The organism is Ruegeria sp. AF8, from assembly GCF_056541825.1.
The window spans coordinates 33,130-57,890 of the sequence record NZ_JBQFYW010000022.1 but is presented as its reverse complement, the minus strand read 5'-3'; the positions used below and the strand labels follow the sequence as shown (position 1 = coordinate 57,890).

Below are 24,761 nucleotides of genomic sequence, written 5' to 3'. Positions count from 1 at the left end.
TCGTTACAAACGGCGCAACCGGATCGAGATCATGTTCGGCAGGTTGAAGGATTGGCGGCGTGTGGCAACCCGCTACGACAGGTGCCCGAAGATCTTCCTGTCAGCAATCGCCCGCGCAGCACTCGTTATCTATTGGCTATGAGTCCTGAGCCTAAGGCCTCAGCCGGTTGCTTCGCATAGCTGAAGGATGTCATTGACAAAGAGCTCAACCGCACGTCTGTGCAAGTTGGTGGGTCGGGTCGCCAAAAAAAAATTCGAAAACCAATGCAACCGGCTTGGCGCAAGCTCTCTGAGTGCGCCGTTCTGCCGGCGACTGTCCACGAAATGCACTGGCAACGGTCCCAGATAGTGGCCGGTTTCGATCAGTGTCGCCATCGCTTCCATGTTCGCCACGACGGCTTTCGGCTCATTGGATTGGAGTTGCGGAGACATCAGTGTATTGTAGGATCTTTGGCATATTTGGTATTGTGAAATGAGATCGAGATCGATCTTGTCATTGTGCAATTCAAACAGCGGATGGTCGCGGCCGCAATACAACCTATGCTCTTCCTTACACAGCTCAGTATAGGTCAGTTCAGCAACCTGATTGCGAAAGGGCGCGATTGCGACGTGCAGTTCGCCGGTTATTAGTTTCTGCGTCAGCTCCGTTGGAGAAGCGACAACGATTTCCAGACGGACTTCGTTGGGTCGATCTAGAAACCGTTTGATCGCCTGAGCCAGTTTCAGGTCTGAAAGCGTGTTCACCGCATCGATGATTCCGATACGCAGGTCGCCGGTAATAGTACCGCGAAGTTCCAACAGTTCTGCGTCGAAATCACGTGCACTGCGCAGGATATCCCTAGCTTTACCATAGGCGATTTCACCCCGTTCCGTTAGGTGGAATCCGCCACGACCGCGTTCGCACACGCGATAACCGAGCGCGGTTTCCAGATCGCGGATTCGGATGCTGATCGCGGATTGAGTGATGCCCAACGCAAACTGTGCGTCAGTGAAACCTCCGCAATCCACGACCGCCACAAATGTCTCGAGAAGTGTATTTCTAAGCAGTTTCAATTGTTAGTCCTGATGCTGGGTCAATACATAAAAACTCTGAATGTTAACATTAGCAAGATGATATTTTTTCATGAAAGATTCCATGATGTGATCCTGCCCAGAAGTGACAAGCAAAGCGAAATGGGAGGACATTCGCGTGACATTCTCTTTCAAAACGATGAAGACGACCGCAGCCGTTGCGATACTCGGCCTGACGCCGCTTGCGGCCTTGGCCGAGGACTGGAAGTTTGCAATCGAAGAGATTCCGGGCTCGATCATGGACGCCTACGCGCAGGAATTCAAATCGCGCATCGAAGCGGCCACCGACGGCGAAGTGACCGTGACGGTCTATCCAATGGGCACGCTGGGAACCCCGACCGAAACGGTTGAACAGGCCGCCGATGGCATCATCCAATTCACCAACGTTTCGATCGGCAACCTGGGTACAATTGTTCCCGAAAGCCAGGTGTTTCTGCTGCCCTACCTTCTGCCGTCCGATCCGGCGGCGATTTCGAATATCCTCAGCAGCTCGGAAACCATCTACGGTCCATTGAACGACGATTTCCGCCAGCGTGGCCTGGAAGTCATGACCATGTATTCCGAAGGCCCGCAGGTCTGGACCACCAACCGCGAAATCCGCACCCCGGAAGATTTCGACAATTTCAAGATGCGGGTGATGGTGTCGCCGATCCTGCTGGAAACCTACAAAAACATGGGCGCCAGCCCGACGCCGCTGCCGTTTGGCGAAGTGTTCGGCGCGCTGCAGCTGGGTGCCGTTGACGGTCAGGTCAACCCGATCCCGACCATCGAAGAAATGAAGTTCTACGAAGTCACCAGCCACCTGATCTGGGCTGGTGAGCAGGAGCTGGTGACCACCGTTGTCGCGGGTTCGGACTGGTTCGAAACCCTCAGCCCCGAGCGTCAGCAGTTGGTGCGCGACACAATGGCCGACATGACCGGCTTCATCGATGGTGTCGTCACCGACTTCAACCAGCAGCGTCTGGACATCATCAAGGAAGCCAAGCCCGACATCGGCCTGGTGGTTCTGACCGAGGAAGAGCGTGACGTCTTCCGCGCTCAGAGCACCGACACCTCTGCCGCCTATGTTGAGATCGTTGGCGACCGTGGTCAGGAACTGCTGGACGCGCTTCAGTCTGAACTGGCAGGCAACTGATCCCGGGCTCCACCACCGCTCAATCATAACCACTGCCTCACGCGCAATGTTGCGCGTGAGGTCTACCAAAGGGGGGAAACCATGCAGACCGGTACTTCCACTCCCTTCGGCTTTTTGGGAAAGATAGACGCCGTCATCGGGCGGATCGAAGTCTGGATCCTGAGCTGGGGGATCATCCTGATGGCCGTGAACACAATCGCCAACGTCTTTGGCCGGTATGTGTTCAACCAGTCCATCTATTTTTCCGAGGAACTGAACGAGTTTCTGATCGTGATCGTCACCTTCATGGGGCTGGGCTACGCCACCCGTAAAGGCATACACATCCGAATGTCCGCCATTTATGACGCGCTTCCGATCAAGATGCGCAAGGGCCTGATGGTCGTCATTGCGGCAACCACGGCGGTCGTCATGGCGGTGCTGGCCTGGTACGCGTTGGAATACGTTCAGAAAGTTGCCTCGCGCGGGCGGATCACCCCGGCGCTGCAAATGCCGCTTTATCTGACCTACGTCTGGGTGGTGATTGGCCTGAGCCTTGCGTCTTTCCAATACCTGCTGACGGCAATCCGCAATCTGAATTTCGCCGAGGAAGAGGTTTATGTCTCGTACCTCGAGGTCGACAGCTACGAAGACCCCGAAACCGCTGCGGCGATCCAACGCTATGAAGAATCCGAGGAGGCGGGCAAATGACCGAGTTGATGCTGATCGTCATGATCGTCCTGCTGCTGGCAGGCTTTCCGATGAAAATGCCGCTGATTTCGGCGGCGGTACTGGGGTTCCTCGTCTATTTCCCCGACATGAACATGCAGATCCTGATCCAGCAGATGATCGGGGGCGTGAAACCTGCCGCGCTGATCGCGGTGCCAATGTTCATTTTGGCCGCCGATATCATCACCCGGGGGCATTCCGCCAACCGGCTGATTGATCTGGTGATGAGTTTCATGGGTCATATCAAGGGCGGCCTGGCCATCTCAGTCACCTCGGCCTGCGCATTGTTCGGCGCGGTCTGCGGCTCGACCCAGGCGACCGTTGTGGCGATCGGTGGGGCAATGCGGCCCCGGATGCTGAAATCCGGCTACAGCGACAGTTTTTCGATCGGTTTGATCGTGAACGCCGCCGATCTGGCCTATCTGATCCCACCCTCCATCGGTATGATTATCTATGGCGTTGTTTCGGGCACTTCGATCTCGCAACTGTTTATCGCGGGCATTCTCCCGGGATTGCTGATCGTGGTTCTTTTCTCGGCCTATTGCATGGTCTATGCCTATCGCCACGACATCCCCGTGCTGCCGCGCGAGGGCTGGGGACAACGGTTCACTGCCCTGCGCAAGGCCCTGTGGCCGATGGGTTTTCCTGCCATCATCGTGGGCGGTATCTATGGGGGTATCTTTTCACCCACAGAAGCGGCGGCGATCTGCGTGCTCTATGCCGTCGTGCTGGAGGTGGTGATCTTCCGCTCGATCAAAGTAGGCGATCTGTTCGATATCGCTCTGTCCACGGGCGCCATCACCTCAGTCGTGTTCATCCTGATCGCGGCAGGCGCGGCGTTTAGCTGGACCCTCAGCTTTGCACAGGTACCGCAGACTATCATCGCAGCGCTGGGGCTGGAACAGGCTGGCCCGCTGATGGTGCTGCTGGCGATCAACGTGGCCTTCTTTATCGGTTGCATGTTCGTGGATTCGATTGTGGTCATCCTGATCCTGGTACCGATCTTTGCACCGATGATCAAAGCCAGCGGGCTTGACCCGGTGCTGGTGGGCGTCCTGATCACGTTGCAAGTCGCCATCGGCGCCGCAACGCCGCCCTTCGGCTGCAACCTGTTCACCGCTATAGCCGTCTTCCGTCGCCCCTTTGTCGAGGTGGTGCGCGGCGTTCCCCCGTTCCTGATCATTCTGTTGATTGTAACGGGCTTGCTGATAGCTTTTCCCCAAATCGCGCTGTTCCTTCCGGAACTGGCCTATCGCTGAACCATAAGAAACGGAGAATTTCATGTCGGGACATGGTTACGAAGCTGGTCGTCTGAACCTGCCCTTTGTCGGCATCTCAACCTTTGGCAAGAAACCCTATGTCGAGAACTGGGACGAGATCGAAGCCGATGTTGCCATCCTTGGCGCACCGTTCGATTTCGGTTGCCAGTTCCGCTCTGGCGCGCGGTTCGGCCCGCGCTCGGTGCGCGAGGCATCGACCCTGTTCAGCTTCGGCCACGCCGGGGCATACGATCACGAGGATGACGCCACATATCTGGGCGAGGACGTCCGCATTGTCGATCTGGGCGACGCCGACATCATCCACACCAAAACCGAGGAAAGCCACGCCAATATCGAATACGGCGTCAAAAAGATCCTCGACGCGGGCGCCATTCCGGTCACCATCGGCGGCGACCATTCGGTCAACATCCCCTGCATCAACGCCTTTGCCGAGGATTGCGCCGAAAACGGTCCGATCCACGTGATCCAGATCGATGCGCACCTGGATTTCGTCGATGAGCGCCACGGCGTCACCGTCGGCCACGGCAACCCGATGCGCCGCGCCATCGAAAAGGACTATGTCACGGGCATGACGCAGCTGGGCATCCGCAACGTGTCCTCGACCGCGAAAGAGGGGTATGACGATGCCCGCGCCCGCGGCTCCGACATCCTGTCGGTGCGGCAGGTGCGCAAGCTGGGCACCCAAGGTGTACTGGACCGTATCCCCGAAGGCAGCCGTTACTATGTGACCATCGACATCGACGCCTTCTGCCCCTCGATCGCGCCGGGCACCGGTACGCCCAGCCATGGCGGGTTCCAGTATTACGACGTGCTGGAAATCCTGCAGGGGCTGAGCAAGCGCGGCGATGTGGTCGGAATCGATCTGGTCGAGGTCGCACCGGCCTATGACTCGACCGAAAGCACGCAGATTCTGGCTGCCCAGCTTTTGCTGAATTTCATCGGCTTCATCTTCCACAACAAAAAATAAGCTCCCTCCCACGGCGTTGTTTCACTTCAATGCCACGGCGTTCCGGCACGGGGTAATCTTGCGCTTCGTGTCGGAACAAATCGGACAGGTACGCTCCAGATGGTTCGGTGATGACGCTGGCCGCCGAATTGATCGGTGTTCAATTCCAGAAGTATTGCTCCGATTGAACGATCCTGTCGAAGGCGCTCAGCGGCAGTTCCGAAATGCCGACTGAAAGCATGTTTAAAGCGAGGCCAAAGCAAAATTTCGACCCCGCCATGAATGGGTTATTGATGGACGTTGATTTTGCGGATTAACATGTTTTCGACTTCGACCCAGTCGATATCAAGTCCCAAGCCTGCGCCACCGGATGCGTTGACGTAGCCTTCGCGATCGACCTCGAACCGACCAAGCGCGTCGACCTGGAAGTCTGCGTAGGGGACGGGCATTTCGAAGTAGTCGCAGCTGCATCCATTTCCAGATGTCTTCGCGCCGCGCGGACCGGCAGCCCTTTTAGCAGCGGGCGCATCCCTTCGGCCACGGCCCGGTCGAAATCATGCTCGGTGCAGGAAAACACGTCGCCGGCACCCTCGTACCGGTCTGAGGTGGTGATTCTGGCGATTGTATTTGTCGTCAGCAATGCGGGCATGGTGGGCGACCATGAGAATTTGGAAATTCCTGTCTTGACCACATGGACCTGGATTCTTTCGATCCTACCAAAACGATCTTCTATCATTTCAGTCATTTGCGCGCCTTCGGATGCGGGGGGTGAGGTTGAGTTTTCTTCCTGCGCGTAGCCCAACTATGACAAGCAATAGATATATCAACTAATGCGCCAAAATCGCCCTTCACCCATTGGCATGTCAGATGAAGAGGAGACCGCAATTGGCCAGCCTTGAATCGCAGTGGCAGAGCACTTGCAAGGAAACACCGCAAAGCAATCTTCCTGTGTTCGCCGATGTCGACGTTGTCGTTGTTGGCGGTGGGGCCGCTGGTGTTGCGGCGGCAGAAACGATGGGGCGCAAGGGGCGTTCGGTTTTCTGATTGAACGGTGTGGTTTTTTGCGGCGGCGGTGCCGTGGCGGGCCTGTCCGGCACCATTTGCGGTATGTTCCTGTCGACCGAAAACGAAAAGGCCGCGCCCGAGCAGGCGGTCTTTGGCTGGGCCGAGAAATTCCGCGCCGCTCTGGAAAGCCGCAATGGCGTCAGTGGACCGCAGCGCTATGGCAAGACCTTTACCGTCACCCATGACCCGCTGGTCTGGCGCGAGGTCGCCGACGGGTTCCTGCGCGAGGCCGGTGTGCAGATCCTGTATCATTCACACGGTCTGATCCCCACCTTCAGCCACCATTGCGGCGGATTGCGGGCCTTTGGCCGTAGGGCGGATGAAGCGATGGAAATCTGGGCGACGCTGAAGCGCATGGAAGATGTCGGCGTTTTCGCCGTCGAGGCCGAATGCATCGCCGAAGAGGTCCTTGAGGCGGTGAACGACAAGACCACGGTTGTCACCTTCTCGCTGGGATCGGGCATGGCCGGAGATGCCATTTTCTCGTTTTTGGCCGATGTCTGCGGCGAGACCAGTGAAGAGGACAAGCCGCCCAAACACGCCCATGCTTTTGGCCAGGTCGGGCGGTTGCACAAGCAGATACACGACGAACGTGTCGCAGCCTTGGGCGAATTCCACCGCGAGGTCGCGGCAGGTAACTTCCCTTACCCGCAAACCAATATCTCGATGCATGCGGGCGAGAAAGATAAGTTCCTCGAGGCCCTCGATAATTGGACGCCGACCCACCAATGAACGACGGAACCGACTACAGACAGGCTTTTGCGGCGAAACCCCAGCCGTTGACGCTTGAACCGGCGGCATGGATCACATCCTCCGATGCAGGCGGTCGATACGGAAGGGTTGATCGACGTGCCGTGCATGCGCCGGTATCGTCAGAACCGGCTGCGCGAACAGATCAGGGCGTAAGACCTTGATGCGGTCATTCTGGTTCAGCCGCTTTCGATCCGCCATTTGACCGGCGTGCGCAACTGCGTCGTGTTCCAGATGCACACCCTCTCACGATATCCCTTTGAAGAAGAACCAATGACAAAAGAGGTCTAGGCACATGAGCAACTGGGTACAGGCGTGCAGCACGGATGACGTCGATGAAGAAGACCTGATCCGCTGGGATCATGGTGGTCAGACCTATGCGATCTACAACACCGAAAAAGGGTTCTTTGCCACCGACGGGCATTGCACGCACGAAGAGCAGCATCTGGAAGACGGCCTGGTCATCGATTGCGTCATTGAATGCCCTCTGCACGGGGGCCGGTTTGACATCTGCACAGGCAAGGCGCTGTCGGCCCCATGCACCGAAGACCTGAGAACCTATCCGGTCAAGATCGAAGGGCGGCAGGTTTTTGTCAAACTTGGCTGACACCCCTCTGATGGAATACGGCGCCTCAATCTTCCAAACATAAAAAAAAGGCGCCATCAGGCTAAAAGCGAACCACCATGATTGGTGATTCATAAGGGTCGCTGAATTGTCCGCCGTTCGGATGCTGCACGTTCAAACCACTGCAGCATCCGCCCCAGAACACTGCCCTCGTTGCGAACCGGGCGATGCTGAAGATAATAGGACACCGCCCGATCCGAGACGGTCGGCCCAAGGCGCAGCACCTCGCCTTTGGCCAACGACTGATCCACGAGGCCGCGCCAGCCAAGGCCGATACCTTCTCCGCGGCGAACGGATTGCAGCAGGAAAGGGTAGGCATCGAACGCCGTAAATCGCCCAAAGGCAGGCGGTTCGAGCCGAGCCTGAGCGAACCACTTGTCCCAGGTCATAAATCCCGACTCTCCAATGTCGAAATGAAGGAACAGATTTGCAGAAATCTTGGATATGGACTCTTTTACTTCGGGGTGCGCTTCGAGGAACCCAGGGCTGCAAATGGGAAAGGTTTCCGCCGGAATCAGCGGAAAGCAGGGGCGGTCCGGCTGGCGCGACGGGTCCCATACCACCGCGGCATCCAGCCGGCTGAGGTCAATATCCCCCAACTGATCGGTCGTCACCACTCGAACGCGCCCGTCGCCCAGATGGTGCCGCAGATCAGAAAACCGCGGCATCAGCCACTGATCGGCAAAGCCGAACGTGCAAGCCAGAGTAACCTCTTTCCGGTCGCGGGGGGTCAGAATTTCGGCCCAGATCTGATCCACATGCCCGAACCCCAGCGCAATGGCATCGGCCAGTCGTGCCGCGTTCGCCGTCGGGGTGATCTGGTTGTTGTTACGCTCGAACAGGGGCTGGCCAAGCCGGTCTTCCAGCGTCGTGATGTGGCGCGAAACCGCAGGCTGGCTCAGCCCCAGTTCCTCTGCCGCGCGCGACAGGCTGGAATGGCGAACCGCCACTTCAAGGACCAGCAAGGCATTCAGCGAGCCGGAGATGGGTCGTATCAGTCTTTCCATAACAAAACATTAGGGAGCGCATCAGGTTTAGACCAGTGTCCATTTTCTATGTTCGTGCGTAGGTTCCACGAGAACGAAACGCCCATACGAAAAAATTAGCGCAGGTCTGACATGTCTGAACGTCCTCTTTCCCACATCCGCGTCCTTGATTTCGGGCAATACCTTGCCGCGCCGCTGGTTGGCATGATGCTGGCCGATATGGGGGCCGAGGTGATCCGCGTCGACCCACCCGGTGGCCCCGCCTTCGATGATCCGGCCTTTGACATGATCTCGCGCGGCAAAAAGGTGCTGACGCTGGACCTCAAGTCGGATGAGGGCCGTGAGACCGCCCTTGAACTGGCAAAACGCGCCGATGTGGTTCTTGAGAATTTCCGCCCCGGCGTAATGGACCGTTTGGGGCTGGGGGCCGATGCCCTGCGGGCTGTGAATGACCAACTGATCTATCTGTCGATGCCCGGCTTTGCCTCGACCGATCCCACGCTTGCTGATCTGCCCGCATGGGAGGCGGTGATTGCCGCCTATACCGGGCAATTCACCGATATGGGGTTGAACCGGCGGCTGATGGGGATCAACCCGTCCTTTACCCCGCTGACCCTGGCCTCGGCCTATGGTGCCAGTTTCGGGGCGATGGCGGTGCTTTTCGCCCTGAACGCGCGGGACCGCAACGGTGGCGACCATATTGAGGTGCCTCTGGCCTCGGCCCTGCTGGAGGGTCTGATCTACAATTGCGAGCAGATCGAGGATTACCCCGAACGCTATAAATCCCCGCGCGAGGTGGAACTGGACCGGCGCGCCGCCGAAGGCCTGCCGATGAATCTGGAATTCCACGAGCTTTCAGAATTCCTTGACCCGTTCTACCGAACCTATACCTGCGCTGACGGGCGCGGCTTTTATGTGGTGTCTGGATCGGTCGCCACGCATCCGCGCCGCGTTCTGGAAACCCTGGGCCTCAAGGGACTGGCGGATAAGTTGCCGGATTTCTCGGCCTATCTGGATACGCAGGATTGGCCTGCCGAATGGTCGATGCGCAATTATCCCGTGGGGCCATCGGACCGGGCGCGGGTGTCTGCGGCCATGAAAGAGGCGTTTCTGACCCGTCCCGCCCATGAATGGGAGGAATTGTTCGGCACCGCCAAGGCCCCGGCCACGTCGCAGCGGTTCAGCAAGGAATGGCTGGCCGACCGCCATGCGCTGGCCTCGGGTCTGGTGCTGCGGGTCGAGGACGCGCGCCACGGCGAGATGCGCCAAATGGGCAACGTAGCCTGGCTGTCGGGGGACGCCGAGGCAGCGGTGAAAACCGGTCCGGTCGCGGCAGATCTTGCGACGCTACTGGCCGACAGTCCGCGCAGCGGTGGGAATGCCGGCACCGGCAGCTGGCTGGACGGGCTGAAGGTTCTGGACCTGACCAATGTGATCGCAGGCCCAACTATTGGCTCGACGCTGGCCCGATTTGGGGCAGAGGTGACCTTGGTCCAGCCGGTCGAGCCGTCGGTTGACCCGTGGAACACGGTTGTCTTCGGCATCCATGCGCAGCGCGGCAAGGAAAGCATCCTGCTGAATCTGCGCAGCGAAGAAGGGCAGGAGGCGCTGGCCAAACTCATCGCGCAGGCCGACGTCATCACCATGAACGCCACCGATGAACAGCGCGACAAGCTGGGCCTTGCGCCGGATCGTCTGGCTGCGATCAACCCGCGGCTCATTCTGGTGCAACTGGATGCCTTTGGCGGGCCGATGCGCGGGCCGAAATCCGATCATCTGGGCTATGACGACCTGGCACAGGCCGCGACCGGGGTCATGGTGCGGTTCGGCGGCGGCATGGAAACACCCGAAGAACACGCGCATTTCGGCACTATCGACGTTTTGACCGGGTTCTGTGCCTGTGTTGCCCTTGGCGGGGCGCTGCTGCGGTTGCGCGAAACAGGGCAGGGTGGTATCGCGCGGGCATCACTGGCGGGGGCTGGCAACCTCATTCAGGCGCAGTTCATGTATGATTTCGACGGCCGCGCGCCTTTTGACGAACCTTCGGGGCGAAAGGCATTGGGCTGGGGCCCGTTCTATCACTGCTATCAGGCCGAAGATCAGTGGATGTTCTTCGCTGCCCCGACCGAAGGGCGGGCGGTGTTGGCTGGTATTCCTGAACTCTCCGACCTTGCTGACATGGACACAGAGGACCTGCACGATGCACTGGCTGAGCATTTCAAGCTCAAACCGCTTTCGTACTGGCAACAGACCTTTACTGGGGCAAGTACGGTGGTCCCATTGGCTTCGCTGCTTGAAACCCGTGACAAGGCTCTGCAATTGGAAAGCGCGGGCGACATCGACATTGCCAATGATACGTTCCGCGTCATCCGCCACGATCAGCACCCTATGGGACGGTGGTGCGATCTGGTTGCGCCGAACGCGGTGCGGCCGACAACGGGCCGGATCACCATTCCCGGACCAATGCCCAAATACGGAGCGCATACGGCCAGCATTCTGACGAGAATCGGATACGACAAAGAGCAGGTCGAACAGATGATTGCGCGCGGCGCAGCGGGCACCAGCTGGTCCGAAAAGTACCTACCCGAATAGGTCGGGCTGCAATGGGGGGGTCTGGAGAATCCGCCTTCATTTCGTCAATGAAGGCGGACCCATATGTCCGACGAAAACCCCAATGCCCATCTGGTGGCCAAGTCAGGTTTCTTTACCGGCCTGCACCCCGGAATGGGCATGGCTTCAAAGGCGATGATCGCCGCTTTCGTGATTTTCACGATCCTGAACGTGGATTTTGCTGGCGGTACCTACCCGTCGATCCGGTCCTGACTGGAGAGCGGCCTGAGATGGTATTACATCTCGGTCGTGGCCGGGATCATGCTGCTCTGCTTTTTCCTGATGTTCTCGAAATACGGCTCGCTCCGTTTGGGGGATGACGATTGCCTCGAGCTCGCCGGCAATCGAGCGGAGCAGCACGGCGCGACGCGCTCGGCTGGCCCGCCCTTTGAGCAGCATCGTACAGGCTGTAGATGCCGATGATATTACCCTGCAAAACCGGCTCAAAAGGTTGCTCGACCAATACGCCGCCCAAGTGCAACACCGCGTCGCAGCCTACTGCCAAGCGGTCGACAAAGTCTGCGCCCGCCAGGTCTCCGACTATTAGCTCTTTCTTGGGTCCGTTGAGGCGAATGTCGCGTCGTGCAGTCACGCGTAGCGATTTTGCGAGGTGGTCAAGCCGGGGGCGCATCATGTTGCCCGTTCATTGGTCTCCTGAATACCAGGCGGCGACGCAGAGAACGCGAGAAGCTGCTCAGCAGTTCAAGGTAACGCATCATGAACGACGATTGGACCGGAATCACCGGGCGCGCGTGCCTGGAATACGATTCCAATGCGCAAACCTCACATAGGTCGTTGATTTAATAGAGATATTCTGGCGACCCGGGGAGGACTCGAACCCCCAACATCCTGATTAGAAGTCAGGTGCTCAATTTACCCCCTAAAGGAACTCACCACTTCCCACCATTACTTTGATTTTTCCACTTCTGAACCAAAATTTTCGCGACTATTTTTTGGAATCCACCCCCTTTACCACATCACCAATTTCAGAACTTCTTTTCGAAGTCATAGAACCAGTGAAGCAACATTCGATTGTAGGCCTGCTGAGCGGAGCCCCGCGTAGCTCAAGCGAAGCAGGCCGGGTGCGACCTGCGTGCAAAGTGAGCCTGCTCCCATATTGCCCAGTGCACCCAGACCTAGTTTCTTCTCTGAATACTTGGACCCGTACTCGCAAACTCATCTTTGTATACCACTCGAAGGGAACGGCACCGCAAGACAATGGGCAAACCGGCGAAAGCTCTTCAAACGAATCATCAACCTCATCGAACCAAATTCGATTTTGGGAGGTAGTAGCGGACACAAGGATAGTTCTTCTATCTATTCTTGAAAAATGGAAAATCGGCGACAATTTTTCAAATCTATCCTTTATTATTAATAAAAAACAATACGTTGGCAGAAATTAACGCCTGTGCTCGGCTAGTTGGAGAAATCCTATTGAGCTGAAAGTCAAACTGGCAGGGTAAGTGAATTGAAAAACATTGATCAGATCTCAGGCAGGCACCACGCGGTGCTGATCCACAAACCAGAGAACAAATCTCACCCAATCACGCCCGTTCTTTGGCTTTTTGATGAGACAAACCCAAGAGTGTTCCAACCGCTCCTAGATTACTTTGCAGACAACCAGGACAAGAGCCTTGGGTGGAAGCGTCGATCTGCAAGAGCAATCGGTCTCTTCTTCGACTTTTGCTCTGTCTATGAGTTCAACGATAGTAATAGCGTACGAAACGTGCACTCAGCCGCGTGCAAGGCATTCATTCGGGCGGTCCAGAGAGGGACAATCAACAAAGACGGTGTCGACAAGACGGGTTTATTTTGGGCGCCGATGTCACCCAAGGTCGTTTGTGAGCTAGCTCGACACTTAGATCATTTTGTCGACGGAATCCTACACAATTTAAGTGACCTAAGAGATGACCACCCCCTCAAGCAATTGGCACGTTCTTTTTCTTCCAAGCCTCGTAATGACGGCGAGTTGGTTCGATTTCTGGTCGGCGCCAGAAGGCGGCACGAAAAGTGCTTTCTGAGACATCTAAAAAACGATGACAAGGAAGCAGCGAAACTGCGCAGATTATCGAGGGAGTCACTGGGGCTCGAAAAACTTGCTTCTGGGCAAAGAACTGTAAAACGAATGAACCCCCAGCTAATCGTCAGATTGCTGGAAGTTGGATTTGTAAAGAACGAGTCTGCCGAAAACCTCTTCGACCGCGAAGACGTTACGGCAAAAATGATCTTTCTACTACTAATGGGTGCAGGCCTAAGGTTGTCCGAACCATTGCAACTTTGGTTCAACGACGTGGTTTATCTTACCTTTGGTGAAGAAGAGCGCTGCGTTCCTATGCTGCGCCATCCTGACCAAGCAGAAACCTTCCTTGTTGGTGAGACAGGAACTAGGCGCCAGTTCCTCGATAGGTTGGGATTACCGCCGCGAAAAGAAGCCGCTGAGAAATCACTGCGAGCATACTGGAAAAATTTGGACTTAGATCCAAGCACGAACCAGACTGAAGCATTCTTTTTCCATACCTCACTCGAAGAACTGTTTTCTTCCTACTACAACGCCTACTTGGACTATCGGCGCAGACTCGTTGGCATGCGGGTTGCTAGAGGTGAATGTCCGCACCCATTTCTGTTTGTCGCCAAAGGAGAAGATCACTCCTCGGGACAGTCGTGTATTGGAAATCCCTATTCATACTCAGCTTTCGAACGAGCTTGGGAGCGTGCCTTAAGACGTATTGAAGCAAGGTTCGTGGAACCCATTCCACGAGGCAAAAAACTTGGCACGACTCCCCACGCACTAAGACATGCATATGCCCAAACGCTTGTGAACGCGGGCATTGTTCCGCAGGCGATCAAGAAGGCAATGCACCACCGTCATATCGAAAGCCAGCGAGTTTACACCGAGCCCGAATGGGAAATGGTGAATGCTGCTCTCAGCAAAGCCAAAACAGAGTTTCAAGCACTTAGCCCAAACCCAAATTGAAACGGCTACTAGTCAATTGTTAATTGAAGGAGCGTCGGTAGATGGCGGCAATCGAAATCAATGGGTGTCTTATCAACGGTTCAATCGGCAATTTTTGTTGCTTGCAACATGGGAAACTCGATGGCGCTACTGTTGGCAAGATTGTAGCACTGACAAAACAATTCGAAACCGCCGCAGACCCATCCCTGGTCGCAGAAATACTAAGTATCGCCGGCAATGGTAGCATTTTATTTCCACTCAGATTTGCCTTTGACGTTGCACGCAAAAATGCACAAGCATCTAAGATTTTCGCGGATACCGTCGATGTATTTCCGGCAGACTTTGATAGAGTTAACTCCTATTTACACCAAACCGACCTTCCGAGAAGCACTCACCCATACGTACGCCGTATTTTGCATTCTTTGTATTTCTCCACCACGCTTTCTTCCATTTCTGGCATCTCAGAAGAGTTTTGGACAAATTTTGTTCTTCAGTTCAAAAACCCCGACACCCAGTGGAAGTCTACTCTCAATTTCAACGAGCAGCACAAGCGAGGGTTCTCTAAATTAGCTGAATACCTAAACGCCAACTTTCCGACGAGCTACGGCTACGACAAGCCAGTAAAAGTGAAACGCCGCGCGGCGGTCGGGCGCAATACTGGCAAATCAATTGAATGTATAACCAACCCTCCGCCGAACTTAGTAAAATGGGTGGAGATTCTCACTGAGTATCGTTCGGGTCCAAGACTGGCCAAGACCACTAAGTACAGCAACAACGCGTTTTTGAACTTTGCTTGTTGGTTGGATTTCTACCCTGACGACGTGCGAAGCGATCCAGAAGTGTTTTTGTCTTCCCCTCGCACCTCGCCTAGTTGGGTCGATCATGTAATCAAATGCGGCGGTGGAACCCTGATGGGCAAAATGGTTCCAATAGTTAACTACATGACAGACATGGTGGACTGGTTCATCGAAGAAAACATGGTCGTTGTCGAAGGGGAAGACCGGATAAGTTACGGCCATGCCTTGTTGACGAACTTAGAAAAAAAGCAATTTGAAAACCGGGCGAAGGCAGTTTCTGCGGGCAAACCCACACAGACTACATCTGCGTTCCTACCCAGGCGGCTCGTCAGAATAGTTCAACAGATACTTACTGAAGACAACTGGGCATGGCCAAAATCACAGCAAGCAGACTATGTCACAATCAACGTGAACGGCAACGCTAAGCAGGTTTGGAACCCCGTCGTCGCGTACTTAATCTATACTATGACCGAACTGCCTTGGCGAAAGATACAAGTAAAGTGCCTGGATTCCGGCGAAGGTGATGCACTTCGTTACAACGTCCAGTCCGGCACTTGGGTGAAAAACCGTTCAGCCGGTGCAAACTACTGGGAAAACGACATTACCGCGAAGCGGAAAGCCCGCGGGATTCTCAATTCGAAGTACAATGATTTCTGCTTCTACGTTTCAACGAACAAAACTTCAGATAGGCAGCATGGCTTTGGCGAAATGTCGGGATACTACGTCCCATGGAAATACACGCCGATGATCAAAATATTCGATGAGCTTCGGCGTTGGCAGGAAAAACACAATCCACTGCCCGTCCCAACACCCTACTCCGACGTTATGTCTTCTATGGGGGCGGATGCTCCGCCGCAAATGGTCGTCGAACAAATTCCGGATCGGTTTTACTTGTTTCGTGACATGAATGGGGCCGAAAATCGTGTTTCCCCGCCCACCGACAACCGTATCTATAGCTTCTGGCGCCTTCTAATGGACGAGTTAGAGAAGCGTCTAAGAGATCGAGGTGACGAAACGATTATAATTAGATCCCGAAATACTTCGGGAGGGCCGGCGACTACATTTTACCCTGTACACGGATTGAGGGTTTCTGGGCTTACCGCTTTCGCAGAAGCTGGTGTGCCTATTGAAATTCTCTCGAAGCTGGTCGCAGGTCACGCCTCGATACTGATGACGATATACTACCTGAAGTACACGAGCTCTCACGTAACCGATTTGCTGGACGAAGCACGTTTAAGAATTGAAGCCAATGCTTCTAAAGAATTTGTTCGACACCTGCGGGAGATGAACTTTCAGCAGGCCAGCCAATTGGCGGTAGCGAACGAAAACTACACTTTAGAAAAGGTGGCAGAAGGAAAAATACAGACCGAGTTGTTTCATGACACAGGTCTTGGTATCTGCCCGTTTGCCGGGTCAAGGTGTGATGACGGAATTGATTTAGGTAGCGGCAGAACCGAAGCCGTTCCAGGTGGTGCAAAAAACTGTCTAAGGTGTCGACACTTCATAACTGGAGAACCATGGCTTGTGCCACTTGTCCTGCACCAGCAGAAGTTATCGGCCGATTCCCAATCTTTGAGCCAAAAACACAATGACGACTCTGAGCACCTAGATTCTTTGGAAACCGAGCGTGCCAGAATTTGTAAGTCAAAAGGAATAGCCGCTGTACCTTTGGAGTTGAACAGAGCCATTTCACAGCTTGAATCTTCTGTGGAAAGGGATGCAGAAAACCTGGATTTCATACTCAACACTATGCATGCGGCTGACAGGCTAATTGAAGGCATCAAGAAGCTTCAGTCTTCAACAGACGATCAAGACCTTCCAATACTCGTGTCAGAAACTCCATTCAGGTTTGGTGAATACAGGGAGGGGACCAGGTTCGAACTCATCGACTCTGTTCTGCAAGGTAGCAGAATTTACCCAATCCTTAAGGATGAAGGTTTCGAGCTTGAAAGGGAAAGGTACATAGACGCGATATTGTATCACAACTCCCTAACTCCCTTGTCGATGATGACATTGACGAAGGAGCAAAAAAAGCGCGCAGCAGATGCCGCGAGCGAGTGGCTCCTGCGCAAAGTAGGAGCCTGCGAAACAGAACTACTTATCAGCGGCGCGCAAACTCTCCAAGAACTTGGATTTGAGCACCGAGATTTTCAAGTCGAAATCGAAAAGGCCACCTTAAGCATCGAGGACCATTCAGACTGAATGAGGGACCGAAAACATCAAGCATCACATCGTCCAGCTCGCTACCCACGTGTGAAGTTGCAAGGCCCGCGTCCTTTGATACCTGCCTTTGGCATCCGCACTAGCAAGGTCAAATTCATGAATCTAGGAAGGTCGCTCTTTGTAACGCAGCAACCGCAAGAGAAAAATCAACCAGTAAAGCCAGGTTATTCTATGCGTATTTTTTAACAGGCGCGTCGCCTGCCTTACTCCGGAGGAAATAATGGGAAAGCAATTGAAAAATCAAATGCTAATGCAAGCTCAGAATTTCACTGAGGCACTTGCTAAAGACGCCCGTGCAGACCTCGCTGACAGACTTTATCTAATAGACAAGGCGTGCAATTCTTTGTTGGAAGCTGGTGGTGTCGTCACTGCAAAAAGCGTCAGAAGTTGGCTTGCTACGAATTCGGGGCTAGCAATTTCAGCGGCTAGTTTTTCAAATTCTAAGATAGATGCGACGACTGGCAAAAGAACATATCGACCTCAGCGTCGAATTGTCGAGAAATACGCTGAGATTCAAAGGATCATAGAAGATTCTTCAGGACGAAAATCAGCTCAACCTAATGTGAGTCATCCGCCCAGCACGAGTGTGGCATTTCTGAGCAATGATGAACTCGGGGCAATCAATGACAATCAGGTTCGATATAAGATTCAGTTGCTCCAGAGTCGAGTGAAAAACTTGCTGAACCAAAACAACAATTTCCGCAAGATATCCAATCTGCCATTGCTATCTGCGTCCATGTTCGGCGAACAGTTTAAACCCGCAGAGAGCCAGTGTACTACCAACCCGATTGGAAAACTCGGCGATGTTTTGGTGGAAAACGAATTGAGTGTCCTCATAGACTTTTTGGAGAATGGATCTTTAAAAAGTCGGCAACTACGCTTTGATGATGTAGGCACGTTAAGGGTTACACTTCCAGCCATTTCCAGAAGAAAAGAAGTGCGTATTTCCAAACCCGGGCTGGAAGAGGTGCTCAGAAAGTTGATCCGCGCCATTTCTGGGTAAGCTTCTGCATACCACGTCGGCGACAGATCGCAGCCCAGAGCGGACGTAGATTTTACGGGTGGTTAGTCGGTCTCGACGGCCTTCGCCTCAGGACGCCAAACCTTGCCGCCACTGACCTGCCCCCCGAGGCTCCCTCGTTCATAACGAGAGTCTGCGGGTCTGGTTTTCATATTCTTCGGTTTTGGTTTGGGCAAGCGCGCCGGGCGCGGAGCCCTCATTTTGCTCAAGCGTCCGGCGCGCTTCTGCGGGTGTTTGGTTTCCGAGCGACGAGTGCGGTCTGACGTTGTTGTAGTCGTAGCGCCAGAGGGCCAGCTTTCGCCGCGCATCTTCCAAGCTGTCGAACATCTCCTCGTTCAGCAACTCGTCCCGGAGGCTGCCATTGAATGACTCGATGAAGGCGTTCTGCTGCGGCTTGCCCGGGTCGATGTAATGCCAGTCCACGCCGTTTTCGTTCGCCCATTTCAGGATCGCCCGACTGGTGAACTCGGTGCCGTTATCACTGACGATACTGGCGGGCTTGCCATAGATGCGCACCAGCGCGTCCAACTCCCGTGCCACCCGTGCGCCCGAGATGCTGGTATCGGCCATCAGGCACAGGTTCTCACGGCAGCAATCATCGTTTACGGCCAGAATGCGGAACCGGCGCGATGCCCCGAACGTGTCGGACAGGAAGTCGAGCGACCAGCGTTCGCCCGGCCTCAGCGCCTCCGGCATCGGTGTCCGCAAGCCACGGGCCCGTTTGCGGCCCCTTCGCCGCCTGACGCCCAGCTTCTCATCCGTGTAGAGCCGGTAGAGTTTCTTGTGGTTCATGATCATCCCCTTGCGTTCCAGCATCACGCCGATCCGCCGATAGCCGAACCTGCGCCGCTTGGCAGCGACGGCCTTCATCTCCTTCCTGATCTCAGGATTGTCGGGCGGGCGTTCACGCCTGACAGTTTTGGGATCGACACCAACGAGCCTGCACGCTCGGCGTTGCGAGATGTCATGATCCCGCATCGCCCTGAGCGCCGCACCCCGCCGCTCGGTTGGCGTCGTCAGTTCTTTCCCAAAAGATCCTTCAGAACAGCATTGTCCAGCATCGTATCGGCCAGCAGGCGTTTGAGCCTGGCGTTCTCGTCTTCCAGCGACCGCAGCTTGGCGACATCCGACACCTCCATGCCGCCATACTTCGATTTGTATTTGTAGAACGTACCCTGGCTGAGGCCGTGCTTGCGGCACACCTCCGCCGTCGGCATTCCGGCTTCCTGTTCTTTGATCATCCCGATAATCTGCGCCTCGGTGAAACGGCTCTTTCGCATTCGTTTGCTCCTTCGAAAGGTTGAGCAAACTCTACATCAGAACGAGGGAAGTTTCGGGGAGCAGGTCAGTTCACATGATGCGAACCATGATTTTGCCTCTAGACGAGCAAGACGGGTTTGTTTACGTTTCGCTGCTGTCTGAAGCTGCCTAATGCTCGCCTGTACCATCCGAAAAGAACACCACTGAAATGCGCTGTCCAATTGCATGTTCGTGGTTGCGTGAAACCTGCTCAGCTTCCTCGATGACCCGGACCATCATTTCATGGATCTCAGCGGACGCCTGATGATCGCTTTCGAGCTTTTCCAGGATAACCTGAAGCGCGATGTACCCCTTGGGAAGATCCTCATAGGCGAAGCTGTCACGCACCTCGTGTTTTGCTTGTTCCCAGAAGGGATCAAGCTCACGGCTCCACGCCTCGCACACCATTTCCACGGCCGGCAGTGACAGATGCCCAAACCACTCTTGATCACTTAGTTCGACACCACCTTTGCGTCCCATGAACTCGGCGCAGGCTTTCATGAGGCTCTCAACGCGCGCCGGGCGTAAGTCCCACTCGGTCAGCTTGCCGATCTGCTCTGAAATCGTCTCTAGCGCTTCAGAGAGATCTTCCAGTGACATGTGGGCGTGTTCCATGCCAAGGCTTCTGGTCCGTTCGTATGCAGTCTCCAGAGTTTGGACACAGGCCAGCTGGTCGCGTTCCAATATCAGGCCTGGCGCAGTATCCTTTAGAAGCAGCAGGCGAGGCGGAAAGAAGCTATTGCTCTTGCCAAGTCCCTTGAGATGCAGGGCCGTGAATTTCTCACGGGCCGATAGGAGCGCCAACTCGGCGCCCCAGGTGCCCCGGATTTTGGCCTTGTCGATGAGTTTGTAGCGGTTTTCGGGGATTGTTTGCTTGGTGCGCTCCAGCACGTCGTGAAAGTTATTGTCGCGAAGCCGCCGCGGGGATCGCAGATATTCAACAACACTATCGAGGATCAGTTCTGCGTCTTCGGTGCTTTCTTCTAAGACGGCGTCGAGTAGCGCCTCCCCAGCTAAAGTTTTGTAGTTCTCTATGCGCTGGGCGATTTTTTCGTCGGATGCAAACTGACCTACTGGCACATCAACAAGGTGGTAATTGACGACCCCGAACTCACTATCGATCCTGTCGATCCTACCCAGACCTTGGATGAGCTCTTTCAGGTTCGAGGTCAGACCAAGCAACACCAGCGTGTCTGACGACTGAAGGTTGATGCCTTCAGCCATCTTGTAAGTCAGAAAAACCGATGCAGATCCTTTTGGTTCGTTCTTTCCTCCAGGTCGGAAGTAAGACTCCACGGACTTGCCCTGTTTGATACGCTTGAAACTGTCGGGGCCATCTCCAAAGATCGCCTTCACGGCGCGATCTTCACCCTTGGTTTGGTTTCCCACGACATAGTTGGTGTGGTGGCCTCTGCGCGACAGCGCTTCTGCAAAAATCTCGAGTGTGTCCGTCCGTTCTGCGAGAAAGACGACCCTGTCTTTTTCGTTTTGTATTCTCAGGCACGCCTCATACCGCTTCTCATCAAGCTCCTTGAGAACACTGAGACCCAGTTTTTGGTTTAGAGCGTCGCATTTCTTTGTGGGTTCAGGCGCTTCTATTCCCAGTGCCACGAACATGTCGGACTGGTCGCGGTGGGATACCTTTTTCTTCGATTTTCGACCACGCTCGAAGTCGCGAAGCGATTTGCCAATAGCTCCATGAGACATCTCCCAATGGGCTTGGGCAGCACTTACGCGCAGAATGTTCAAAAGGTTTCGGATGTAGAGCTGATCCTGCGTGCTTTGTTGCGTGCTGACGTGTCCGAAGCGGCTTTTCTCGACTGCGGTCACCCTACCGCCAGGCGCAAGTTCTTTGCAGAGAGCAACAATCTCATCCAGGCGCGTTTGCTGAGGCTTTGTCACCTTAAGTTTCTTCGGGCGCCCGTGGTTTTCTAGTCTTGGGTAACTGTGCTTGGTCGGATCTTCGTCCTCGCCAATGCATTTCCGTTGTCTGCGTGTCAAAAACGGCGAAACCAACTGAGCGAGTGCGTTGCGAGCCTCTCGCGTGAGCGTCGTGTCAGGTTCTGACAGGACGGCCAGTTGCGCATCCTGGTTGAAGATATCCTTAGGAACTTGGGTTTCGCGCTCGAACAATTCACCCATGGCCTGAATGAAATGCGGAGTCATGAAAATGGACGCTCGCTTTTCCTGCATATGGGTCAACCAGTCGACATCGCGGTTCCCGAGCAGAGTCGCCGACAGACAGACGTTCCAGCTTGGCGGGGCAAGTTCGATGGCTGAGGCCATTTGAGATGCTTGTTCAAAGCCCGGTGTCACAGTGTGGCTTTCATCGATTATCAGAATGCCAAACTGATCGAGCCTGAGCCCAGATTTTTCTTCATCGCCAGCGCCGCGGAGGTGTTGTTTGGCAAGTTTGCTGTTTGCGACAGGTTGGAGCGAGTTTGTCGAGTATTTGCGCCAACTGGGAATAACTTTGGGCGGGGCAATTACAGCTGCATTTTTTCGCGCAACGCCATGGACCGGGGAGCGGGGCACGACTTCTGAGAATGTTTCTGACAATGCTTCAGCCAGGTGACAGCCGATCTCTGTCTTTCCCGAACCGGTTGGCGCTTCTACGAAGGCGATCCCATGGTCATAGACGATGGAACACGCCTCATAGGTCAGCTCCTGTTGATACCCAAACAGCGTGTGGCTCGTGATATCTTTTCGGTCTCCGGTGAGCCAGGGTTCGAACCCCTTTTGCTCCGAGATAGTTCGCGCCATCGCGTCTTCAGCGGTCACCGGTTTGATAAGCTTTTCGAGTATCTCCAGCGCTTCGGTATTCCAATCGACAGACACATCCCAAGCCTGCTCAGCGGCTTCTGTGCGTTCGACCTGAAGTTCATGAGTGCCCGCATCCAGGTCATCGGCATACTCGATGTTTTTGTAGAGCCCTGAGTAGGAAAAGTTTGCGGACCCGGCGACGGCACCTTTTGGTGAGCAGACGATTTTTGAGTGTAGCCGTCGATCCCCAGATATCCCCAACTTGCGTTTGGCGAGCTCTGGATCGAAAACACGCAAATCTATTTTCCCGGTTTTGATGGCGTGTTTTGCCAGCACTGCGATGAGATCGTGATCCTCCTCCACTTGAAGCCCGGAGCGCGCCAGCCAGTAGAGTTTCATTTCTTCGGTGACCGGTTTGGGGTTGGTTAGACGTTTGGTGTTCGCCGTATCGATCCCGAACGATATTCGGATCCGGATGTCGCTGTCACTTTCCGGATCCCTCAGCTCGGGCAATTCCTTCATCAAAATCGACAGTGAAGACAAGAAATCCTGATACCCGGTGACAATCAGACAATCCCCAGAGGTGATATGGGGTCGATAAAGATTGATGACCGGCCGGTCGATATTGGTGCCGACCTTCGCAACCGGTTCGGCATCAAGCTCGCTTGCGGGCTTTTGATTTGCTTCGGTGAGTTGCTTTGGCTTGGAGCGCAGCCAATCTGGGAGTGAAAACAAGGAACAAGTCTTAGTTTAAGGACGTTTAGTCTAATAGTGATACTGCGCGCACCGTCCTTCAAGACATCATCGGCAGAAACATTCGATTTCCGAAAACTGTCGGAAACTCGCACCGTTTTTTCGTGGGCGATGACCAGATTCTCGAACACAAAATGAGCCGCCAGCCTGCTAGGCAGGCTTACCGGTGACTGAGAGTATTTTGAGTTAGGGGCCCGGTGGCATACCAGGCCCTCTCTAATCAAGTCCCGGCGCTAGAGACTTCGAAGTAGGAATTCACCACACGCAACAGATGCTCAAAGTCACCCTGAACGGCGTCCTCCAGAAAAGTCTGAATTCTGGCTTGCTCGACTCCGGCGCTTTCGGCAGCGGTCTGACAGCGCGCCAGCACTTCAAAGGCGTTGGCGTTTGTCCTGGGCAGGTCGATGGTTGCAAGTTTTTTCATGTCAAATCCTCATTTAAAATACCGGGCAACCATCGCAGGTCGAACTTAATCTCAGGTATAAGAATCGCTGACTTTGGCCTCATCCAACGAACTTCTCCAGATTTGACATAAGCCGCGATAATAGGCTCAGCGGCAAATGATCCCTATTAAAAGCGGCCATACGCTCAGTATGCAGCAAATGACGGTATTGAGCCCAACTTGGTTCTTGTGATTTTTCGCTGCATGCGCTCGCAGCTAAGATTTTTCTGCACGCGCGCAAATTCTCATGTTGCGGTGCAGCGGCCGTTCCGGCCGTTCGCGCACCGCGCAGCATTCTTTAAGGTGGGAATTTACAGGTCGCGGACGTTCCTGCCGTTCGCTGCACCTGCTTTGTTTTCGCTGCGTCTGCGCGGGCGTCGGGAGGTCGAGCGGAAAGCAGACTTTCGCTTCAGATCCATGCCGCGACTTAGGAAGCTGCCGTTCCCATTTTTTAGAAACCAGGGCCTTGGAGCCGTCTCCGAATTCATTTCTAGTTTTGGTGCGGTTCCGGTTCACTATTGTCACCTGACGGTGAAGATGCGACACATGGCGCGGACACCAACAGCCCATTCAAGAGGCCCGAATGAAGACCGTGGACAAAGCACTGACTGTGCTCGATCAGTTCTCGCTGGAACACCAGGAAGTCGGATTGACTGAGTTGTCGCAGATGGCTGGGCTCGACAAGGCTGCAACCCGCCGGTTGCTCTTGGCGCTCTCCAAACACGGGTTTGTCGAACAAGTTGCCGAAACACGCAAATACAGACTGGGTCATGGTTTTTTGAGGCTGGCGCGGATCCGCGAAGACACCGTTACAATGGAGCGTGCGGCGCAGGAAGTGGCGGATTGGCTGGCATTGGAAGTAAACGACACCGCGCACGTTGCAATTCCAGGGGCAACCGGGATGGTAACCATTGGCTACAAACTTCCCAACAAAGGCAACTGCATCAACATCATTCGATCACAGGTGCTTTTGTATCACGCCACCGCCTCGGGCATTGCCTTCACTGCATTTGCGAGCGAAGCGACGCGCAAGCGCATTCTGGGCATGAAGCGCACGAAAGAGAGCGACTTCACCCTAACCTCAAAGTCGGAACTTCTCGAGAAGCTGGAGCAGACACGAGCAAATGGGTATTCGGAAAGCCGGAACGCGCTGGAGATAGGGGTTGCCTCCGTTGGGATGCCATTCTTTACGGGCGGAGAAGATCCAACCGGTACAGTGGCCATCGCTGTACCGGATTCAAACATGGATGCGGGGAGGATGGATGAGCTGCTGCCGCCACTTCGCGAGGCAGTTGCAAGGATCGAAGTGGCATTGACGGGCGGGGCTGCAGGGTAAG

The 24,761-nt window shown here is 54.8% G+C and carries 22 protein-coding genes; 15 read left to right on the top strand and 7 right to left on the bottom strand.

Annotated features, from left to right (window positions below; genetic code table 11):
• The coding region (locus tag ACR0AO_RS22050) for a transposase (RefSeq protein ID WP_480608565.1) at window positions 1-142 on the top strand (142 nt) is incomplete at its 5' end.
• Window positions 143-159: 17 nt separating this feature from the next.
• On the opposite strand, the gene ACR0AO_RS22045 is transcribed toward ACR0AO_RS22050, so the two are convergent.
• Complete coding sequence (locus tag ACR0AO_RS22045; RefSeq protein WP_480608559.1) at window positions 160-1,053, bottom strand: LysR family transcriptional regulator; 894 nt, start codon at window positions 1,051-1,053, stop codon at window positions 160-162.
• A 136-nt stretch (window positions 1,054-1,189) separates the two neighbouring features.
• On the opposite strand from ACR0AO_RS22045, the gene ACR0AO_RS22040 reads away from it, so the two are divergent.
• From ACR0AO_RS22040 to speB, 4 genes are all read left to right on the top strand, one after another.
• On the top strand, window positions 1,190-2,206 hold the full coding sequence (locus ACR0AO_RS22040; protein WP_480608558.1) for a TRAP transporter substrate-binding protein: 1,017 nt from the start codon (window positions 1,190-1,192) through the stop codon (window positions 2,204-2,206).
• Between the two features lie 81 nt (window positions 2,207-2,287).
• Window positions 2,288-2,893 carry a TRAP transporter small permease gene (locus tag ACR0AO_RS22035; RefSeq protein WP_480608556.1) on the top strand — a complete coding sequence of 202 codons (606 nt, stop codon included), beginning with the start codon at window positions 2,288-2,290 and terminating at the stop codon, window positions 2,891-2,893.
• On the top strand, window positions 2,890-4,170 hold the full coding sequence (locus ACR0AO_RS22030) for a TRAP transporter large permease (protein ID WP_480608554.1): 1,281 nt from the start codon (window positions 2,890-2,892) through the stop codon (window positions 4,168-4,170). Before ACR0AO_RS22035 ends, ACR0AO_RS22030 begins: the two co-directional genes overlap by 4 nt.
• Window positions 4,171-4,192: 22 nt before the next feature.
• Complete coding sequence (speB, locus tag ACR0AO_RS22025; RefSeq protein ID WP_480608553.1) at window positions 4,193-5,158, top strand: agmatinase; 966 nt, start codon at window positions 4,193-4,195, stop codon at window positions 5,156-5,158.
• Window positions 5,159-5,424: 266 nt separating this feature from the next.
• Here speB and ACR0AO_RS22020 read toward each other — a convergent pair whose 3' ends face one another.
• Complete coding sequence (locus ACR0AO_RS22020) at window positions 5,425-5,586, bottom strand: hypothetical protein (RefSeq protein ID WP_480608551.1); 162 nt, start codon at window positions 5,584-5,586, stop codon at window positions 5,425-5,427.
• Between the two features lie 436 nt (window positions 5,587-6,022).
• Between ACR0AO_RS22020 and ACR0AO_RS22015 the strand changes: the two genes are divergently transcribed.
• Window positions 6,023-6,181 (top strand): hypothetical protein, encoded by a 159-nt coding sequence (locus ACR0AO_RS22015; RefSeq protein ID WP_480608549.1) that lies wholly within the window; start codon window positions 6,023-6,025, stop codon window positions 6,179-6,181.
• Between the two features lie 9 nt (window positions 6,182-6,190).
• Window positions 6,191-6,934, top strand: coding sequence for a 3-methyl-2-oxobutanoate hydroxymethyltransferase (locus tag ACR0AO_RS22010; RefSeq protein ID WP_480608563.1), 744 nt, complete (start codon window positions 6,191-6,193; stop codon window positions 6,932-6,934).
• A 72-nt stretch (window positions 6,935-7,006) separates the two neighbouring features.
• Here ACR0AO_RS22010 and ACR0AO_RS22005 read toward each other — a convergent pair whose 3' ends face one another.
• Window positions 7,007-7,153 (bottom strand): hypothetical protein, encoded by a 147-nt coding sequence (locus ACR0AO_RS22005; protein WP_480608547.1) that lies wholly within the window; start codon window positions 7,151-7,153, stop codon window positions 7,007-7,009.
• Between the two features lie 94 nt (window positions 7,154-7,247).
• On the opposite strand from ACR0AO_RS22005, the gene ACR0AO_RS22000 reads away from it, so the two are divergent.
• On the top strand, window positions 7,248-7,559 hold the full coding sequence (locus ACR0AO_RS22000) for a non-heme iron oxygenase ferredoxin subunit (protein WP_480608546.1): 312 nt from the start codon (window positions 7,248-7,250) through the stop codon (window positions 7,557-7,559).
• An 89-nt stretch (window positions 7,560-7,648) separates the two neighbouring features.
• On the opposite strand, the gene ACR0AO_RS21995 is transcribed toward ACR0AO_RS22000, so the two are convergent.
• On the bottom strand, window positions 7,649-8,584 hold the full coding sequence (locus ACR0AO_RS21995; RefSeq protein WP_480608544.1) for a LysR family transcriptional regulator: 936 nt from the start codon (window positions 8,582-8,584) through the stop codon (window positions 7,649-7,651).
• Window positions 8,585-8,695: 111 nt separating this feature from the next.
• On the opposite strand from ACR0AO_RS21995, the gene ACR0AO_RS21990 reads away from it, so the two are divergent.
• From ACR0AO_RS21990 to ACR0AO_RS21965, 6 genes are all read left to right on the top strand, one after another.
• Window positions 8,696-11,155, top strand: a complete 2,460-nt coding sequence (locus ACR0AO_RS21990) for a CoA transferase (RefSeq protein WP_480608542.1) — start codon at window positions 8,696-8,698, stop codon at window positions 11,153-11,155.
• A gap of 63 nt (window positions 11,156-11,218) precedes the next feature.
• Entirely contained in the window at window positions 11,219-11,386 is a 168-nt protein-coding gene (locus tag ACR0AO_RS21985; protein ID WP_480608541.1) for a hypothetical protein, read from the top strand.
• On the top strand, window positions 11,387-11,596 hold the full coding sequence (locus ACR0AO_RS21980) for a BCCT family transporter (RefSeq protein ID WP_480608561.1): 210 nt from the start codon (window positions 11,387-11,389) through the stop codon (window positions 11,594-11,596).
• Between the two features lie 1,045 nt (window positions 11,597-12,641).
• Complete coding sequence (locus tag ACR0AO_RS21975) at window positions 12,642-14,147, top strand: tyrosine-type recombinase/integrase (protein ID WP_480608539.1); 1,506 nt, start codon at window positions 12,642-12,644, stop codon at window positions 14,145-14,147.
• A gap of 41 nt (window positions 14,148-14,188) precedes the next feature.
• Window positions 14,189-17,125, top strand: coding sequence for a VPA1269 family protein (locus ACR0AO_RS21970; protein ID WP_480608537.1), 2,937 nt, complete (start codon window positions 14,189-14,191; stop codon window positions 17,123-17,125).
• Between the two features lie 241 nt (window positions 17,126-17,366).
• On the top strand, window positions 17,367-18,149 hold the full coding sequence (locus ACR0AO_RS21965; RefSeq protein ID WP_480608536.1) for a hypothetical protein: 783 nt from the start codon (window positions 17,367-17,369) through the stop codon (window positions 18,147-18,149).
• Between the two features lie 138 nt (window positions 18,150-18,287).
• Here ACR0AO_RS21965 and ACR0AO_RS21960 read toward each other — a convergent pair.
• The 3 genes from ACR0AO_RS21960 to ACR0AO_RS21950 all read right to left on the bottom strand — a co-directional run bounded on the left by ACR0AO_RS21960 (window position 18,288) and on the right by ACR0AO_RS21950 (window position 23,406).
• Window positions 18,288-19,447 (bottom strand): IS3 family transposase gene (locus tag ACR0AO_RS21960; protein WP_480559386.1). Its coding sequence is split into 2 segments (ribosomal slippage): window positions 18,288-19,198 and window positions 19,198-19,447, totalling 1,161 coding nucleotides; the frame shifts between segments, so codons are not numbered across the junction.
• A 148-nt stretch (window positions 19,448-19,595) separates the two neighbouring features.
• Window positions 19,596-22,964, bottom strand: coding sequence for a DEAD/DEAH box helicase family protein (locus ACR0AO_RS21955; RefSeq protein ID WP_480608535.1), 3,369 nt, complete (start codon window positions 22,962-22,964; stop codon window positions 19,596-19,598).
• Window positions 22,965-23,202: 238 nt separating this feature from the next.
• Complete coding sequence (locus tag ACR0AO_RS21950; protein ID WP_480555544.1) at window positions 23,203-23,406, bottom strand: hypothetical protein; 204 nt, start codon at window positions 23,404-23,406, stop codon at window positions 23,203-23,205.
• A gap of 601 nt (window positions 23,407-24,007) precedes the next feature.
• Here ACR0AO_RS21950 and ACR0AO_RS21945 point away from each other — a divergent pair.
• Window positions 24,008-24,760, top strand: a complete 753-nt coding sequence (locus ACR0AO_RS21945) for an IclR family transcriptional regulator (RefSeq protein ID WP_480608534.1) — start codon at window positions 24,008-24,010, stop codon at window positions 24,758-24,760.
• Window position 24,761 lies beyond the last annotated feature (1 nt).